General features: G+C 63.1%; 14 protein-coding genes. 2 read left to right on the forward strand and 12 right to left on the reverse strand.

Annotated features, from left to right (window positions below; genetic code table 11):
- Positions 1 to 22: 22 nt before the first annotated feature.
- The 5 genes from QA645_RS42100 to QA645_RS42120 form a co-directional block, all read right to left on the reverse strand.
- Positions 23 to 1078, reverse strand: coding sequence for a lysylphosphatidylglycerol synthase domain-containing protein (locus tag QA645_RS42100; RefSeq protein ID WP_254195961.1), 1056 nt, complete (start codon positions 1076 to 1078; stop codon positions 23 to 25).
- A 544-nt stretch (positions 1079 to 1622) separates the two neighbouring features.
- Positions 1623 to 2555 (reverse strand): haloalkane dehalogenase, encoded by a 933-nt coding sequence (locus QA645_RS42105; protein ID WP_283046999.1) that lies wholly within the window; start codon positions 2553 to 2555, stop codon positions 1623 to 1625.
- Complete coding sequence (locus QA645_RS42110; RefSeq protein WP_254134949.1) at positions 2552 to 3145, reverse strand: TetR/AcrR family transcriptional regulator; 594 nt, start codon at positions 3143 to 3145, stop codon at positions 2552 to 2554. Before QA645_RS42110 ends, QA645_RS42105 begins: the two co-directional genes overlap by 4 nt.
- Positions 3146 to 3269: 124 nt before the next feature.
- Positions 3270 to 3566, reverse strand: coding sequence for a hypothetical protein (locus tag QA645_RS42115; RefSeq protein ID WP_254195964.1), 297 nt, complete (start codon positions 3564 to 3566; stop codon positions 3270 to 3272).
- Between the two features lie 2 nt (positions 3567 to 3568).
- Positions 3569 to 4963, reverse strand: a complete 1395-nt coding sequence (locus QA645_RS42120) for an OmpA family protein (protein ID WP_254134950.1) — start codon at positions 4961 to 4963, stop codon at positions 3569 to 3571.
- A 166-nt stretch (positions 4964 to 5129) separates the two neighbouring features.
- Here QA645_RS42120 and QA645_RS42125 point away from each other — a divergent pair, with 166 nt between their 5' ends.
- Together QA645_RS42125 and QA645_RS42130 are read left to right on the forward strand one after the other, a co-directional pair.
- Positions 5130 to 6188: a polysaccharide deacetylase family protein gene (locus QA645_RS42125; RefSeq protein WP_254134951.1), complete on the forward strand. Its 1059-nt coding sequence runs from the start codon at positions 5130 to 5132 to the stop codon at positions 6186 to 6188.
- A 244-nt stretch (positions 6189 to 6432) separates the two neighbouring features.
- Positions 6433 to 7233, forward strand: a complete 801-nt coding sequence (locus QA645_RS42130; protein ID WP_283047002.1) for an SDR family oxidoreductase — start codon at positions 6433 to 6435, stop codon at positions 7231 to 7233.
- 180 nt (positions 7234 to 7413) lie between these two features.
- Here QA645_RS42130 and boxB read toward each other — a convergent pair whose 3' ends face one another.
- The 7 genes from boxB to QA645_RS42165 form a co-directional block, all read right to left on the reverse strand.
- Positions 7414 to 8865, reverse strand: coding sequence for a benzoyl-CoA 2,3-epoxidase subunit BoxB (boxB, locus tag QA645_RS42135; RefSeq protein ID WP_283047004.1), 1452 nt, complete (start codon positions 8863 to 8865; stop codon positions 7414 to 7416).
- Positions 8866 to 8879: 14 nt separating this feature from the next.
- On the reverse strand, positions 8880 to 10568 hold the full coding sequence (gene boxC / locus QA645_RS42140; RefSeq protein ID WP_283047006.1) for a 2,3-epoxybenzoyl-CoA dihydrolase: 1689 nt from the start codon (positions 10566 to 10568) through the stop codon (positions 8880 to 8882).
- 191 nt (positions 10569 to 10759) lie between these two features.
- Complete coding sequence (locus QA645_RS42145) at positions 10760 to 11629, reverse strand: hypothetical protein (protein WP_283047007.1); 870 nt, start codon at positions 11627 to 11629, stop codon at positions 10760 to 10762.
- 645 nt (positions 11630 to 12274) lie between these two features.
- Positions 12275 to 13240: an IS1595 family transposase gene (locus QA645_RS42150; protein WP_283047008.1), complete on the reverse strand. Its 966-nt coding sequence runs from the start codon at positions 13238 to 13240 to the stop codon at positions 12275 to 12277.
- A 70-nt stretch (positions 13241 to 13310) separates the two neighbouring features.
- Entirely contained in the window at positions 13311 to 13847 is a 537-nt protein-coding gene (locus QA645_RS42155; protein WP_283047010.1) for a DUF309 domain-containing protein, read from the reverse strand.
- Positions 13848 to 13865: 18 nt separating this feature from the next.
- A complete protein-coding gene (locus tag QA645_RS42160) occupies positions 13866 to 14684 on the reverse strand; it encodes an alpha/beta hydrolase (protein WP_283047011.1) in 819 nt (272 codons plus the stop codon).
- 229 nt (positions 14685 to 14913) lie between these two features.
- Entirely contained in the window at positions 14914 to 16455 is a 1542-nt protein-coding gene (locus tag QA645_RS42165; protein ID WP_283047013.1) for a benzoate-CoA ligase family protein, read from the reverse strand.
- Between the last annotated feature and the right edge of the window lie 50 nt (positions 16456 to 16505).

Here is a 16505-nt window from a genome sequence, read left to right on the forward strand (position 1 = left end):
TCCTTGTTGCGTTTTGCGCCGGTCAGGCGCCGCTGTCGCTGCGCTTTCTCACATAAGCGGCTTCAGGCGGCGGGCCTGGATCGAGCTTGAGCGCCGCCTGTTGCAGCCGCTTCGATCGGGTACCGATGATAACCTCGCGAAACGTCAGCAAGATTACAGAGATGACGAAGGGCGACAGATAATAGAGGACCCGGAACAGCAGCATGCCGCCGAGCAGTTCCTCGCGGTCCATCTGCCAGAGGCCGACCAGCATGGCGGCGTCGAACACCCCGAGCCCGCCGGGCGAATGGCTGGCGAAGCCGAGCAGCGTCGCCGAGACGAAGATGACCGCGACCACGACGAAGCCGAGATTGGGCTCGTCGGGGACCAGCACATACATCGCGAGCGCGCAGAAGCCGAGATCGATGATGCCGATCGCGATCTGCAGCAGCGTCAGCGGACCGCCCGGCAGCACCACGGTCCAGGGGCCGCGTCCGACCACCCGCGGCTGGGTCCAGACCCAGACCACATATCCGACCAGCGCGACGAGGATCATCATCGCAGCCGTCCGGTTCAGCCAGGCCGGCAACTGGTCGATCGAGGCGGCCGCCTCCGGATGATAGGAGATGCCGAGGCCGAGCACGGCGGCATTGCCGAGCCAGAAGGTGAGGCCGGCGAGAAAGCAGATTTTTGCGACGTCGATCGCGTTCAGCCCATAGGCCGAATAGATCCGGTAGCGCACCGCACCGCCGGTAAAGACGCTGGCGCCGACATTGTGGCCGATCGAATAGCTGGTGAAGGCCGCGAGCGCGTTGATGCGATAGGGCACGTGGGAATGGCCGATCGCGCGTACGGCGAACAGATCGTAGAACGTCAGCGTGAAATAGCCTGCGGCGACGAACAGCGCCGCCATCGCAATCTGGCGCGGCTCGGTGCTCTTGATGGCCTCGACCACCTCGTTCATGTCGATGCCGCGCAGCATGTGGTAGAGCACATAGCAAGCGATGCCGATGACCGCGACGCTGATCACAACTCCAAGCTTATGCAGGATTTGCTTCTGGCGCAGAAACGTCATCGCTCTGCGTATGGCTTCCAGCATCTAGACCTCGAACAACGCTGCAACGGCCAGGGTGGCCGGCGAACAGGCGGACGACGCACAGGCACTCAACGAACGAGCACTCAACGAACCTTTGCCGCCTGCTCCGGCCTCGCGCATGCCCCCCGCCCTTCCACTAGCGCGTTTTGAGGCGGAGTGGAATTCGCCAATGTGAACAAAATCACGTGCCTTCAATATTTTAGGCAGGTTTGCGGGCTGAAGGTGCACGGTTTGGCGCTTTCGGCGGCAGGGCTGACGCGAATCTCCATGGCAATCCTGCGCAGGGGCCATGAAGTTTTGATGATTTCGACCGGTCAATGTTCCGCCACGCCTTAAGTCGAAATCAATCTATGGGCGCCGCCGGCCTGTTGAAAGAGGGGCGAGCCGCGACAGTCGGCGGCGGCACAAATGGCCGCGCGGCAATCGCGCGGCTGAGGCCAGATCCCTGATATTCGGTTGCACCGCGGCATCACGGAGGGAGGCGCGGTCGCGGCGTCCGCCGGCGAGGGGCCGGCGGGGAGCTTGCCGTTCGGAGGGAGCGGCCTGCTCAGGCCGCAAGTTGCGGACGCACCGCCTCGATGCCGGCAATCCAGCCGGCGACGGAGCGGCCGATCGCCTCGGGGTGATCCTCCTGAAGGAAGTGCAGCCCGGCGCCGAGACGAACATGCGCGCAATGCTTCAGCGACGCCGCAAACGTCTCGGCGAATTCCGGCGCGACCAGCGCACCGGGCTCGCCCGAGAACAGCAGCTTTGGATAGGATGATGCGGCCAGCGCCGCATGCGCGGATTGGAGTGCTGCATAGACATCGGCGGGCTCGCCGGCGATCGGCAGCTCGCGCGGAAGCGCAAGAACCGGGCGACGGCTCTCCGGCGTCGGGAACGGCGCGCGATAAGGCGCCATCTCGTCGTCGCCGAGCTTGCGAACGATGCCGCCGGGCAGCACGCGCTCGACGAACGCATTCGCCTCGAGGATCATGGCTTCGCCCTCGCCCGGCGTCCTGAACTTGCGAAACGCCGCCCTCGCCGCCTCGGCGTGATCCTGCTCGTCGGCGCGGTCGGTGTGGTGAAAGTCCTGCCAGGTCGGCATCGGGCGGATGAACTCCATGAAGGCAAGGCCGCGCACGAGATCCGGCCGGCGCGCGGCGAGATGAAAGGCCAGCGCCGTGCCCCAATCCTGCGCGACGAGATAGGCCGATTTGATGCCGCGCTGTTCGATGAAGGCATCGAGATAGCGGACGTGATCGAAGAAGCGGTAGGCGATGTCGGGCTTGCCGGACTGGCCGAAGCCGATGAGGTCGGGCGCGATGCATCGCGCGACCGGCGACACCAGCGGCAGAATGTTGCGCCAGATGTGCGACGAGGTCGGATTGCCGTGCAGGAACAGCGCGACCGGTGCGTCCTCCGCGCCTGTCTCGCGATAGGCGATTGTGCTGCCCAGCACCGGCGCCAGGCGAATCTCGATCTCGGTCGGCTTGCTCATGTCGTCGTCTCCCTGAACACGGTTTGGAATGCGATGGTCTTGAAGCGCTCGAGGGCCTTCGGATTGCGGTCGACCTTCATGCGCAGGATCGCGCCCTGCCAGGACGCGAGCAGGAAGTCGGCGAGCTCGTCAGGCTCGAAATCGGACGCGATCTCGCCGCTGGTCTGGGCATCCCTGATGCAGGCGGCGAATGGCGCGCGCCATTCGGCGAAGATCGCCGCGAGACGCGCACGCAGCAGCTCGCTGCTGCCTGATGCCTCCAGGCTGAGATCGCCGATCAGGCAGCCGCGGCCGTATCCGTCGGCCTCGAGCCGGCCGGTGATGATGTCGAGATAGCGCCGCAGCCGCGCCCGCGGCGTCAGGGAGGTGTCGTCGAGAGCCTCGGCGACCAGCCCCCTGGTGACGTCGAAATAGCGGTCGAGCACCTCGGAGGCGAATGCCTCCTTGGAGCGGAAATGGTTGGTGAAGGACCCCTGCGGCGCGCCCGCCGCGGCGGTGACGTCGCGCACGCTGGTGCCGTGATAGCCGGTCCGGAACATGACCTTCAGGCCGGCATCGAGGATGGCGTCTTTAAGCGATGGCTTTGGCATGCACAAAATAATACGTACGTACGTATTATTTTCAAGCACTGACTTCCTCCCTCGGCGATCTGCTTACCGATCAGTCAGTTATCGGAATTTGAGACGCTCGTTCGCGCCGGCGGCGGACCGCGGTTCAGGCCGCCGGCTGGCTCCGCGAGACCACCCAATAGCGCAGCCATGCGCCGATGGTGCAGCCGACGAGGTAGCAGGCGAACAGGACCAGGCCGAGGTCGAGCCAGTAGCCGAAGCGGCCCGGGACCACATGCGCGAACGAGGCTGCGACCAAGGCCGCAACGAACACCGCGAGCCAGCGCGCAGTCACCTTCGAGGTGCCGTTGCCGCGCTGGACCACCGAGATCCAGCCCATGCAGAAACCCAGCAGTGCCGCGCCGATCAGCCAGCCCATATGAAACGAGACGAGATAGGGCATCGTCACCTCACCAGAAATTCGATGCGGCGGTTTTGCGCCTTGCCGTCGTCGGTGTCGTTGCCGGCGACGGGCTGCGTGCTGCCGTAACCGACCGCGGTGAAGCGGTCCGCAGGAAGCCCGGCCTTGACCAGATAATCGATCACCGCCTGCGCGCGCTTCTCCGACAGCGCCTGGTTGAACGAGTCCTCGCCGTCGGCATCGGTGTGGCCCGCGACCTCGATATTGGTGGTGGGGCACCGCAGCGCCGTCTCGATCAGATGATCGAGAATGCCGGCGGAGTCAGGATCGATGTCGGCGCGCTTGGTGGCGAAGCGGATCTTGCCCTTGGCGAGCAGCTCCGAGAACAATTGCTGGCAGACGGTGCCGTCGACCGGCCCGGCCGCGGGCTTCACGGTGATTTCGGGCTTGTACAGCCAGTTTTTCGGAAAGTCCTTGCCGAGCCCTGCGCGGATGTCGTTGGCCGCACCTTCATACAGCGCATCGCCCGACAGCTTCACCTCGCGATCCGACACCACCAACGTGCCGGTCGACAGCCGCGACAGCGCGCCGAGCGCTGCGACCACCGCGGTGTTGAAGGAGCCGGGCGCGCCGATGCTGGCCTTGAGATTGTCGACGACCTTCTCGGTGAAGAATTTTCGCGACGCGCTGGTCGCGATCGCGGCATGCACGCTGTTGTCGGGCACGTAGCCGGTCAGCGTCACGGTGGCGGCGACCGGATCCTTGTAGGCCTGGAAGATGTAGGGCGGTGCCTTGATGTCGTTGGCGGCGATCGTAAAGCCCTCGGGCAGGTTCTTCAGTGCAGCCGCAATCGCTTCGCGGCCGCCGAGATCGCGCGCCATGCCTGACAGATTGACCTTGGTGTCCGTGATCGTGATCTTGCCGTCCTTCAGCTTGCCGATCTGGTCGAGCAGCAGCATCGCGGCCGCTTCGAACCGCGCCGGCGCGCCGCGGGCCAGGCCCATCTGATCGGCGACCTCGGTCCCGTTGACCTCTTTTCGCGCGGCTTCTGTGAGGCGCGCCTTCATCGACGGCAGCGGCGCGGAGCCCGACAGCGTCACCCGCACCACGTCGCGCTCGGCACTCCAGACGAAGGGCTTTGCTTCGGGAACCAGGCGGGTCTGGTCATCGACCAGCCGCACCCCGGGAACCATCTCGACCGTGGTCACGGCGTCGCGGCGGCCCTCCTCGGAGAAGGCGTCGGCGGCCAGGCTGACGTCGCGGCCGTCCACGGCGATCCGGGTCTTGTCCAGGACGGTGTCCTTGAGCGCGGCCGAGCTGCGGGCCGACAGGTCGGCCTCAACCGGCAAAGTGTTATTCCAGGCCGCAAATCCCCACATGACGGCCAGGGGAATCAACCCCGGCCACCATTTGCTGGCCCACCTGAAAAGCATCTGCATTCGACGACCCGAACTCTGGAACCGGAGACAAAACAAACCCTTGGCAGGCTGTCAAACCGGAAATGGGGCGCTTTCGGGGACCCCGCGTGGACAATTGGAATAACTTTTTCTTCAAGGGTCACACCCTAAGTTGAGGGCGGAATGCCCAGGGGTCGGCCAGCCGGTCATGAAACAACTCCGTAACAACGTCATTCGCGCCGGGCTGGGAGCACTCTATTTCAGCGGGGCGCACCATCTGCTGCGCCCGCTGCTGTCGGGCGTCGGCGCCATTTTCATGCTGCACCATGTGCGGCCGGCCCGTGCGGGCGCGTTCCAGCCGAACCGGCATCTCGAGGTTACCCCCGACTTCCTGCGCGCGACGCTGTGCCATTTGCGGTCACGCGAGATCGACATCGTCAGCATGGACGAGCTGCACGAACGGCTGCTGCAAGGCCGCTTCGACCGCCGCTTCGCCGCCTTCACCTTCGACGACGGCTACCGCGACAACCACGACCACGCGTTGCCGGTGCTGCGCGAATTTGACGCGCCCGCGACCATCTACGTGACCAGCGACTTCGCCGAGGGCACCGGGCGGCTGTGGTGGGCCGCGCTCGAGGCCGTCATCGCCAGGGCCGAGCAGGTCGACGTGCAGATCGGCCATTCCGCGCTGCGGCTCGATGCGAGCACGCCGGCGGCGAAGCAGGCGGCGTTCGACCGCCTGCACGACTGGCTCCGCGCCCTTCCTGGCGAGCACGATCTGAAGCGCGAGATCGAAGCACTCTGCGCGACGCATGGTGTCGACATGGAAGCACTGTGCCGCAGCCTCTGCCTGTCCTGGGACGAGGTGAAGCGGCTCGCGGCCGACCCGCTGGTCACGATCGGCGCCCACACCATCAGCCATTGCAATCTCGCCAAGCAGAGCGAGGCGATCGCCGCACAGGAGATGGCCGTCAGCCGGGTGCGGATCGAGACCGCACTGGACCGCGAGGTGCTGCATCTCGCCTATCCCTATGGCGATCGCGAAGCCGCGGGCGAGCGCGAATTCACGCTGGCCGCATCCGCCGGCTTCAAGACCGCGGTGACGACACGGCCGGGCATGCTGTTCGCAGAGAACGCCGGTCACATGACCGCGCTGCCGCGCGTCTCGCTCAACGGCAACTACCAGGACGCGCGCATTCTACCGGTGCTGACCTCCGGCGCCGCGACCGCGATGTGGAACGGCCTTCGCCGGTTTGCCGCGGCGTAGGCCTCACATTTCGCTGTCGTCCCGGCGAAGGCCGGGGCCCATACCGCGGAATTTATCGATTGCGGTTGGTAGGCGTATCGAACAACGAGTCTTCGCCAAACCACTCCCTGTGGTTATGGGTCCCCGCCTTCGCGGGGACGACACCGAGTTTTTTTGAACCGCCGCGCGCCACACTCCGATCTCAGCGCATTCCTTGACTCCCCTCCCCGCGGCGCTCAAAACGGCGCCAACCAAGGGAGGCACCATGTCCAACGATCTGTTTTCGCTCAAAGGCCGCATCGCACTCGTGACCGGCGGCTCGCGCGGCATCGGCAAGATGATCGCGGCCGGATACCTCGGCGCCGGCGCTGCGAAGGTCTACATCACCGCGCGCAAGGCCGGCCCGTGCGAAGCCACGGCGCAAGAGCTCTCGGCGCAATATGACGGCGAATGCATTGCCCTGCCGATCGACATCTCGACCGTCGAAGGCTGCAACAAGCTCGCGTCCGAAATCATCAAGCTGGAGCCGAAGCTCGACATCCTCGTCAACAATGCCGGTGCGGCCTGGGGCGCGGAGTTCGACGAATTCCCCGAAAGCGGCTGGGACAAGGTGATGGACCTCAACGTCAAATCGCTGTTCTTCCTGACCAAGGCGCTGGCCAAGCCGCTGCGCGCGGCGGCCTCGCACGAGCGGCCCGCCAAGGTCATCAACATCGCCTCCGTCGACGGCATCTTCGTCAATCCGGGCGAGACCTATTCCTACGCCGCGAGCAAGGCCGCGGTGATCCATCTGACCCGGCGCATGGCGACGAAGCTGATCAAGGACAACATCAACGTCACCGCGATCGCACCGGGCGCGTTCAAGTCCGACATGAACCGCGCCGCGCGCGACCATTCGGACGATGTTGCCAAGCGCATTCCGGCGCGCCGCATCGGCACCGACGAGGACATGGCGGGCGTCGCGATCTACCTCGCCTCGCGTGCGGGAGATTACGTCGTCGGCAACACCATCGCGGTCGATGGCGGCGTGGTGTACGCGAATGCGGGATTGGAGATCGCGGGGTAAGCGCTCCGTCACGCGCGGTGTCGTCCCGGCGAAAGCCGGGACCCATACCGCGGAATCCATCGATTGCGATCGGTATGAGTACCGAACGACGAACCTTCGCCAATTAACTCCCTGTGGTTATGGGTCCCGGCTTTCGCCGGGACGACAGCGGAATTTTTGGCGCGAGCGTCGACCTGACGCTTACGACTCGATCTTCACATACTCAAAATCACCCGGCTTGTTGTCGATACCCACCTTCGGCGGCGAGATCCACGACGCGAACTTGCCGGTCTCCGTGACGGGCTGCATCAGCGACGTGATAAAGTCGCCGTCGGCGGTCGAGGGCAGCCAGTCGTCCTTGCGCTTGGCCCAGCTGGCATCGTCGATCAAAATGCCGTCGGGCGTCGCGTGCACGTCCTTGAACTCGCCGATATGGCGGTGGAAGGCGACGTTCGGCAGCGTCAGCTTGAAGTCGTAGCCGGCGGTCGAGATCACCTTGTTCCAGCGCAGCATGCCCTTGACGCAATCCTGGCTGTAATCGTCGCGCAGGCGCATGTTGAGTGCGGTCAGCGCCGGCTCGTCGACCAGCTTGATCTCGCCGTTGATGAACTTGAGCACCGGATAGGTGGCGTTCTTGAGCTGGTGATCGTCGTCGATCTGGGTCTCGTGATAGCGCCCCTTGATGCCGGTATTGAAGGCGTTGGCGGCGTTGGTCGAAACTTCCGAGCCGAACAGATCGAGCGACAGCGTGTAGTGCAGGTTGAGCTTCTTCTGGATGGTCGGCAGATCGATCACGCCGAGCGCACGGACCTTGGCGATGTCGGTCGGGTCCGTGATGCCGGCTTCGCGCATCGCATCGCAAGTGCGCTGCACGACGCGGGTGATGCCGGTCTCGCCGACGAACATGTGGTGCGCTTCTTCCGTGAGCATGAAGCGGCAGGTGCGCGACAGCGGATCGAAGCCCGACTGCGCCAGCGAATGCAGCTGCATCTTGCCGTCGCGATCGGTGAAGTAGGTGAACATGAAGAAGGACAGCCAGTCCGGCGTCGCCTCGTTGAAGGCGCCCAGCATGCGCGGCGCGTCGGCATCGCCGGAGCGACGGCGCAGCAAATCATCGGCTTCCTCGCGACCGTCGCGGCCGAAATATTTCTGCAGCAGGTAGACCATCGCCCAGAGGTGACGGCCTTCCTCGACATTGACCTGGAACAGATTGCGCATGTCGTAGAGCGAGGGCGCGGTCTTGCCGAGGTGGCGCTGCTGCTCGACCGACGCCGGCTCGGTGTCGCCCTGGATCACGATCAGGCGGCGCAGCATGGCGCGATATTCACCCGGGACTTCCTGCCAGGCCGGCTCGCCATAGTGCTCGCCGAAGGGAACGACGCGGTTCTCTTCCTGCGGCGCAAGCAGGATGCCCCAGCGATAATCGGGCATCCGGACATAATCGAACTTGGCCCAGCCGCGCGGATCGACCGAATACGCGGTGCGCAAATACACCAGCGATTCCTGGAAACCTTCCGGCCCCATGTCGCTCCACCAATCCATGTAGCCGGGATGCCAGCCTTCCAGCGCCTTCAGCACCTGACGGTCTTCGGCGAGATTCACGTTGTTCGGAATCTTGGTCGAGTAGTCGACGTTCATGATGTTCATGTTCATGGCCGTGCTTCTCCTTAAACCCGCGTCATATCGAATTTCGGCTTCTGGCCGCTGCCGTAGCGGCGCAGTGCGCCTTCCTCGCCGACGGCGTTCGGGCGCTGGAAGATCCAGTTCTGCCAGGCGGTCAGGCGCGCGAAGATTTTTGATTCCATCGTCTCGGGGCCGACGAAGCGCAAGCTCGCTTCCATGCCGGTGAGACTGTCGGGCGAGAAGCTGGCGCGTTCCTCGAGGAACACGCGGACCTCGTCGTCCCAGTCGATATCGTCGAGCGCGAAGGTGACGAGACCAAGCTCTTCCGCCTGCTCGGCGTCGAGCGTGGTGCCAAGTGTGGCTTCCGCGCGTTCCACATCCGCCGGGTCGGCCTGGAAGCGCGACTCCAACCGCGTCAGGCCGTGGCTCATCGGATACGGGCCGAAGTTCATCGCCGACAATTCGATCGACGGCGGCGGCTGGTTGTCGCCCTGGCGCGCGCCGATCAGCATGTAGGAGCGGTCGGCCGCGAACACGAGCTCGGCGAGCGTACCGGCGAAGCATGAGCCGGGCTCGACCAGCGTCACCAGCGTGCGCGAGGTGACGTCGATGCGCTTGAGCACGCGCTTCCAATAGTGCCGGATCTCGTTGACCAGCCAGTGCGCCTTGTTGGCTTCGAGAAAGGCGTCGCTGGCGAGCACATGGGCGCGGTCGCCATGGCTCTTGAACACCAGCATCGCGATCTCGAGTTCGTTGATGCGCAAATGCAGGATGGCGTCGTCGAGCTCGCGCGCCACCTGCAGCGGCCAGAACGACGCGCCCTGCGCCATCATGCCGTCGATGTCGGCGGGGGCTGCCGCCTCCGGCGCCTTGATCGAAATGGTGGCGATGCGCGCGGCGCGGTCGATATCGACGGTGACGAAGCCGTAGCGGATGCTGGTCTCGTCGATCGTGCGCCTGAGCGGGGAAAGCGCGATGCCCTTGCCGCTGCCGGCACGCTTCGACTTGCCTGCGAATTCCTTGGCGCGCTCGACGATCTTGGCCTCGAGCTTGGAGTTCGGCGCGATCTCGTCGACGAGGCGCCACTGTACCGCGCGCTTGCCCTTCACGCCTTCCTCGATGGTGCAGAAGAAATCGGCGTGATCGCGGCGCACCTTGCGCTTGTCGACGACACGCGTCAGCCCGCCGGTGCCCGGCAGCACCGCGAGCAGCGGCACTTCGGGCAGCGCAACAGCAGATGCGCCGTCGTCGGCGAGGATGATGTGATCGGTGGCGAGCGCGAGCTCATAGCCACCGCCGGCCGCCGAGCCGTTCACGACCGTGATGAAACGCTGGCCGGAATTCTCGGACGAATCTTCCATGCCGTTGCGGGTCTCGTTGGTGAACTTGCAGAAGTTCACCTTGTGGGCGTGGGTCGAGCCCGCGAGCATGCGGATGTTGGCGCCGGCGCAGAACACGCGGTTCTTGGCCGAGCGCATCACCACGACTTTCACCTCGGGGTGCTCGAAGCGCAGCCGCTGCACCACGTCGGCAAGCTCGATGTCGACGCCGAGGTCGTAGGAATTGAGCTTGAGCAGATAGCCCTCGAACAGGCCGCCGTTCTCGTCGACGTCCATGGTCAGCGTCGCGACGTCACCATCGACCGCCAGCTTCCAGTGCTTGTAGCGGGACGGTTCGGTCTGGAAATCGATGAATGTCGCGCCGCCTGCGAGGCGCCGATCTTCCCCGGCCATGGGCCACCCTTGAGCTCGTCTTGGTTTTACGGTTAGATGCACAATAATGCATGTTACTGGGCGCGTCTAGTCTTTAATCGCCCATACATGCACTTTGTTGCACATTATAACCATGACAAAGCAGTGCACTACATCTACAGTTGGGACCGTTCCGGACGATTCGTCCGGGGCTGGCGCGCCCGCGAATGAAATTACGCTTTCTCGCCGTCAACTGGCGGCGGCGATTGAGGAGGGACTGAAGGATTATTTTTCTGACGGAGTATCCGCAACTCTTGGGCAATACGCGGTCGACCACATAGTTGGGAGTATAATTCAGAAGCTTTTTTTGTATTCCTCTTGTGGGCCTGAAGGTATTTCAGGAAATCAAACCACATGTGGGCCAAGTGCTTGATGTCTTGCTCAATCATCTTCAGGTCTTTGAGCGTGTAGACCCAAATGCTGGCTAATAGACTTTGATGTGTCTCATCGCTCCACGTTGCGTTGGTCAGCGCCATCTGTGCTCGAAATGTCAAGTAATCGTTCGTGGTTTGCCAGATCAGGTCGTTTGGCAGTTTTGTGGATGTCCCAAAGTGTCCATGGGCTAGAGCGTTTCGCTCCGCTTCGGCGGACTTATGGACATTGAGAATTGCGCTGAGGAGTTCTTGATCTTGTGGGCTTATCGCGTAGCGAGCGGCCTCAGAGATTGCTTCCCTCTGGGCTTGGGACCGTCGCATTGATTGGAAGACGGCCATTGCCGCTTGGTTTTCTGCTCCGATTAGCAATCCCAATAGGACCGCCATCTCTGCTTCGACGAAAGGCCAACTGAGAAGGCAATCGCCAATCACGGCTTGCAGTTCTGGCCTTTGTTGCAGGACATGTGTTCCTATATCGATCTTGGCACCCTTTGGGTGCGGGACGACGCGCAAATAGGGCTGACGAGGCATGGCAAAACCTAACCAGGGTAAAGAAATCGAACTACACCCCGATGCATGGGAGCGCTTTGAGCGCGCCGCTGGCGTGGTGGCAAAAAGTCCGCCGCAGCATAGGAAACCTAAGAAGAAGACACGAAAAAAGTCCGCCAAGGGTCGTCAATCGAGCCCGTAGCGTCTTCGAAATTCAAGCGCTCGCGGAATAAGGCTTTGCCACGGCGTTTGCTCTGGTTGCAAAATCGCGTCGGCCAATTGAGGGTCCGGATAAATTAGCTTTTTCTGGCCTTTGGAGCTTATCCAGACAGGCAGCGACCCCTCGTCTATAAACATGGCGAGGGCGCTTGCTACCGGAGGCGATGCAAGTACATCGATATCATCGCCGATTACTCTTGCAACGATATAGACCCGCTCAAAGACGATCCTTGGCGGGTCATGCTGATCTAGCGAAAAAACAACCCCAAGCTTATCCGGCCTCAGGTGGTCCGGCAGCGCATCGATCCGTCGCCACAGACAATACCAAGTACGACAGACGGGCGGTCGCGTAGAATAAATTGCACAGCCGGTACCCGTACAATGAGGACACAGCAAACCCGCTGGCTTCGTTAGCTCGGGTTGGTCGATCTCCAGGATTTTGCAGCATGCCACGCACTCTCCGCATTCACGTCCCGGAACAAGTCGCTCAAGAAACACCTCACGCGCTGTCCCTTGTGTCGGACGATCGTCTGATGGAGGTACCATGCTTGTCTGCTTTGGAAATGCTAGAGGTCGGAGTCTTCCAATACACGTTTCAGGAGGCGCCTAAGCCTGCGTGGTGCTTCCCTTGCGGTCAGGCCGTCGGTAGGTCAGACGCTTCCCAACGATGCCCTTAGCCAATTGGTCGGCGCGCTCCGTGTCGTTCACGCCCAAGGCTGTGCGGTTGTTGTGGCGGAAATCGAACTCAGCAAGATAGCGGTGTAGATGCTTCTCAGCGCAGTGTTGATAGGTGCCGCCCATGCCGCGCTTGAACACAGAGAAGTAGCTTTCAATGGTGTTGGTGGTGATGACCGTTTCGCCGTCGCGGCGAACGTATTCGTCCTCTTGGTGGTTGACCGTGTCGTGGCGCGAGAACTCAGCGCCCAGCTTCTTATAAATCTTGGCCTGATCGGTCATCAGGTGGGCTTCCTTGGAGACGTTGGCGCGCACGATGGGCGCAACGTCATCAACCGTCGCGGTTGCAACATGGAAGCTGCGAACGTGGCCGGTCTCGCGATCCAGCAACGAAAGAACCGTGTTCTTATGAGCCGCACCGCCGCGCTTCTTCTTCACGCCTTGCAGACGGCCAATGTAGGTCTCGTCAACCTCTACCGCGCCGCCATCCTCGCCCATGGGCGGGAGCAGGCCGCCAACGCGCATAGCCTCACGCAGGCGGTGCATCATGAACCAAGTGCTCTTGTAGCTGATGCCGAGCATGCGGTGCACCTGATGGGCGCTAATGCCCTTCTTGGAGGCCGTCATCAGGAACAGGGCCGCAAGCCACTTGGTCAGCGGGATTTTGGAGCGCTCGAAAACCGTATTCACGGTCACCGTGAATTGCAGGCGGCACTGCGGCTCATTGCACTGGTACACGCCCGGGCGGTGAGCATCACCCTCAAGCTTGGTGATCTTCTCTTGGTCTGCATTGCCGCAGTGAGGGCAGGTCGGACCCTGCGGCCAAACCCGGGCCTCAAGCCATTCGCGGGCTTTTGTCTCGTCGAGGAAGATCGGGTTTTTGAGAAGATCGGTCATCGGGTTGCTCCAATGATTGGAAACTACCCGTGGTGTAGTGCTTTGTCAAGGTGATAATGTGCACTTTGTTTCATGAAGGTGCCTGGGACCGCACGATGGCCCCGAGCCCGATCCAATCGGCCTTGGTGAGCTGGGCACGGCCGAGCTTGGCCTGGAGCGAGGCTGCCAGCGCCGGCACTGGAAAGCTCTCGACGAAGCCATCGCCGGCCGGGGCCGCCTTGCGGGAGTTCAGCGCACGCAGTTCGGTGAGCGCATCCCCAAACAGGCGCGCGGCCGAATGCGCCTTCTGCATGCGCAGCCGCAGATTGGCGTTGGCGACATGGATGCAGGCCCGCAGCAGAATGCGTTCGCGGCCGCCTTGCGGGGCTCCCGCCCACAGCGCTTCCAGCACTTCCTGCGACTCCCAGAAATAGCCGCGGTCGTTCAGCGCGAGGCCGTAACGGAGCGCCGGATGGCGTGCCGGCACGTAACCGCGGAACGCCGGGGGCACCAGCGCCTTGGCCATGTCGAGGGTCTGGTAATCCGCGTCGACGTGGCCGATCTCGCCAGGCACATAGGCCCAGCGCGGCCACGGTAATTGGCCGTCCGCATGTGAAGGCACATTCATGGATGTGCCTCCGCATGATCATGCGGCGCATACCCCGAGTCCCTGATCGTCGCGCAGGGCCGCTTTTGCAAATTGCTCAATTGCGTCAAGCGTCGCTCCGGGCGCTTCACGATGCGGGGAATGGCCCGCGTCTGAAATAATTTTCAAATCTACCGGACAGTAGCACTCTTCCTGTGCAATTTCGACCTGCCGCAGTGTCCCATATTGGTCGTCCTTTCCTTGCACGACCAGGACAGGAACGCGGATGTAGGCCAGATATTCCGAGATATCCCAGTCGCGGAATTTCGGGTCGAGCCAGGCGCCGTTCCAGCCGTAAAAGGCGTTGTCGACGTCCTTGTGCCAGCGCGCGAGCTTCGCCTTGAGATCGGTGGTCTCATAGGTGGTCTTGATCGCGGCGATGGACTTCACCGAGACGTCCTCGACGATGAAATGCGGCGCGATCAGCGCGATGCCTTGCAGGCGATTGTCCTGATGTGAACCGGCATAGATCGCCGCAATCGAGCCGCCGTCGGAATGGCCGAGCAGCAGGCCGCGCTTGAAGGGAATGGCGTCCAGCACTTTCGGCAGCACGTCGAGCGCCTCGCGCTGCATGTAGTCGAGCGGCCGCGGCAGCGCGACCGGGCTCGACTGGCCGTAGCCCGCACGCGAATAGGCGAAGATGCCGGCACCGGTGGCCTGCTGGAGCTTCTCCGGAAAGTCGCCCCACAAGCCGACGGAGCCGAGGCCTTCATGCAGCATGACGATGGTCGGGGCGTCGGCCGAGTGCGGCGCCAGCCATTTGTACTCGAGGCTGGCGGTGCCGATGCTGAGGAAGCCGGTGGGGGTGAGGTTGGTCATGTTCGAATTCCCATTCCTAGCCAATGCCGAGATGCCCACCCTCCCCTGGAGGGGGAGGGTCGATTCACATCGAGCGTAGCGAGATGTGAAGCGGGGTGGGGTGACAGCCTCTCCACAGATGCAGTGCCCGCGTGGAGAGATCACCCCACCCCGTCACGCATCTCGCTACGCTCGATCGCGTGCCGACCCTCCCCCTCCAGGGGAGGGTAAGCAAGCGTAGCTCGTACTATCAGTTCGCGCCCTCGCGCAATTTGAACCGCTGGATCTTTCCCGTCGCCGTCTTCGGGAGCGAGTCCACCACGTCGATCCAGCGCGGATATTTCCACGGCCCGATCTTCTGCTTGACGTGCTCCTTCAGCATCTCCTGCAGGTCGCTCGTCTTCGCGCCAGGGCGCAACACGACGAAGGCCTTCGGCTTCAACAGGCCTTCCGGATCGGCCTCGGGTACCACAGCGGCCTCGAGCACCGCGGGATGCGTGATCAGCGCGCTCTCGACCTCAAACGGCGAGACCCAGATGCCGGAGACCTTGAACATGTCATCGGCGCGGCCGCAGAAGGTGTAGCGGCCATCGGTGTCGCGAACATATTTGTCGCCGGTGCGGGTCCATGGACCCTCAAACGTGCGCCGGCTCTTGTGACGCTGGTTCCAGTAGCCCTCGCCGGCCGAGGGCGCATCGACCAGGAGCTCGCCGACCTCGCCGTCGGCCACATCCTGGCCAGCCTCGTTGACGAGCCGCACCGCGTAGCCCGGCACCGGCTTGCCGGAGGAGCCGTATTTGATGTCACCGGGCGCATTCGAAAGGAAGATGTGCAACAGCTCGGTTGAGCCGACGCCATCGAGAATGTCGACGCCGAAGCGCGACTTCCAGCTGTTGCCGACCGATTCCGGCAGCGCCTCGCCGGCCGAGGTGCAGATGCGCAAGGACTTGCCGCCGCGCTCGCTCTTCATGGTCTCGTCGTTCAGCATCGCCGCGAACAGCGTCGGCACGCCGTAGAAGATCGACGGGTTGTAGCGGTTCATCAGGTCGAACATCCGCGCCGGCGTCGGACGCTCGCTGTTCAGGATAGTCGTGGCGCCGACCGACATCGGGAAGGTCAGCGCATTGCCGAGGCCATAGGCGAAGAACAGCTTTGCGGCGGAGAGGCCGACATCGTTCTCGCGGATGCCGAGCACCTGCTTGGCATAGGTGTCGGCGGTCGCCTGCATGTTCGAGTGGATGTGGCGTACGCCCTTGGGCATGCCGGTCGAGCCCGACGAATAGAGCCAGAATGCCGGCTCGTCGGGATGCGTCACGGCCGTGGTGAACTGATCGCTCTCGCCCGAGATCTCTTCCGCGAGTTGCTTGTGCCCGTTCTGCTTGGCGCCGGAGACCACGACATGCTCGAGATCGGGCATTCGGCCGACGACATCCTTGATGACGGGATAGAGCGCCTCGGACACGAACAGCACGCGCGCTCGGCAATCGGCGAGGATGTAGGCGTATTGGTCCGCGGTCAGCAGCGTGTTGAGCGGCACCGGCACGACGCCGGCGCGGATCGCGCCCAGAAATACGATCGGGAAATCGATCGTATCCAGCATGATCATCGCGACGCGCTCTTCGCGGCGGACACCGAGCCGGCGCAGCATGTTGGCGGCGCGGCGGGTCTCGCGCTGGAGCTCGCCATAGGTCAGCCGCGAGACGGTGTCGTCGAAGACGAGCTTGTTGCCCCGGCCCTCCTCGACGTTACGGTCGAGCAGCCAGGTCACCGCGTTGTAGGATCCCTCGCTCACGGTCGTCTCCCCCGAATTTAGAATTATAATTCATAGAAAGACACTGTGAC

It is taken from the genome of Bradyrhizobium sp. CIAT3101 (genome assembly GCF_029714945.1).
Taxonomy (GTDB): Bacteria; Pseudomonadota; Alphaproteobacteria; order Rhizobiales; family Xanthobacteraceae; genus Bradyrhizobium.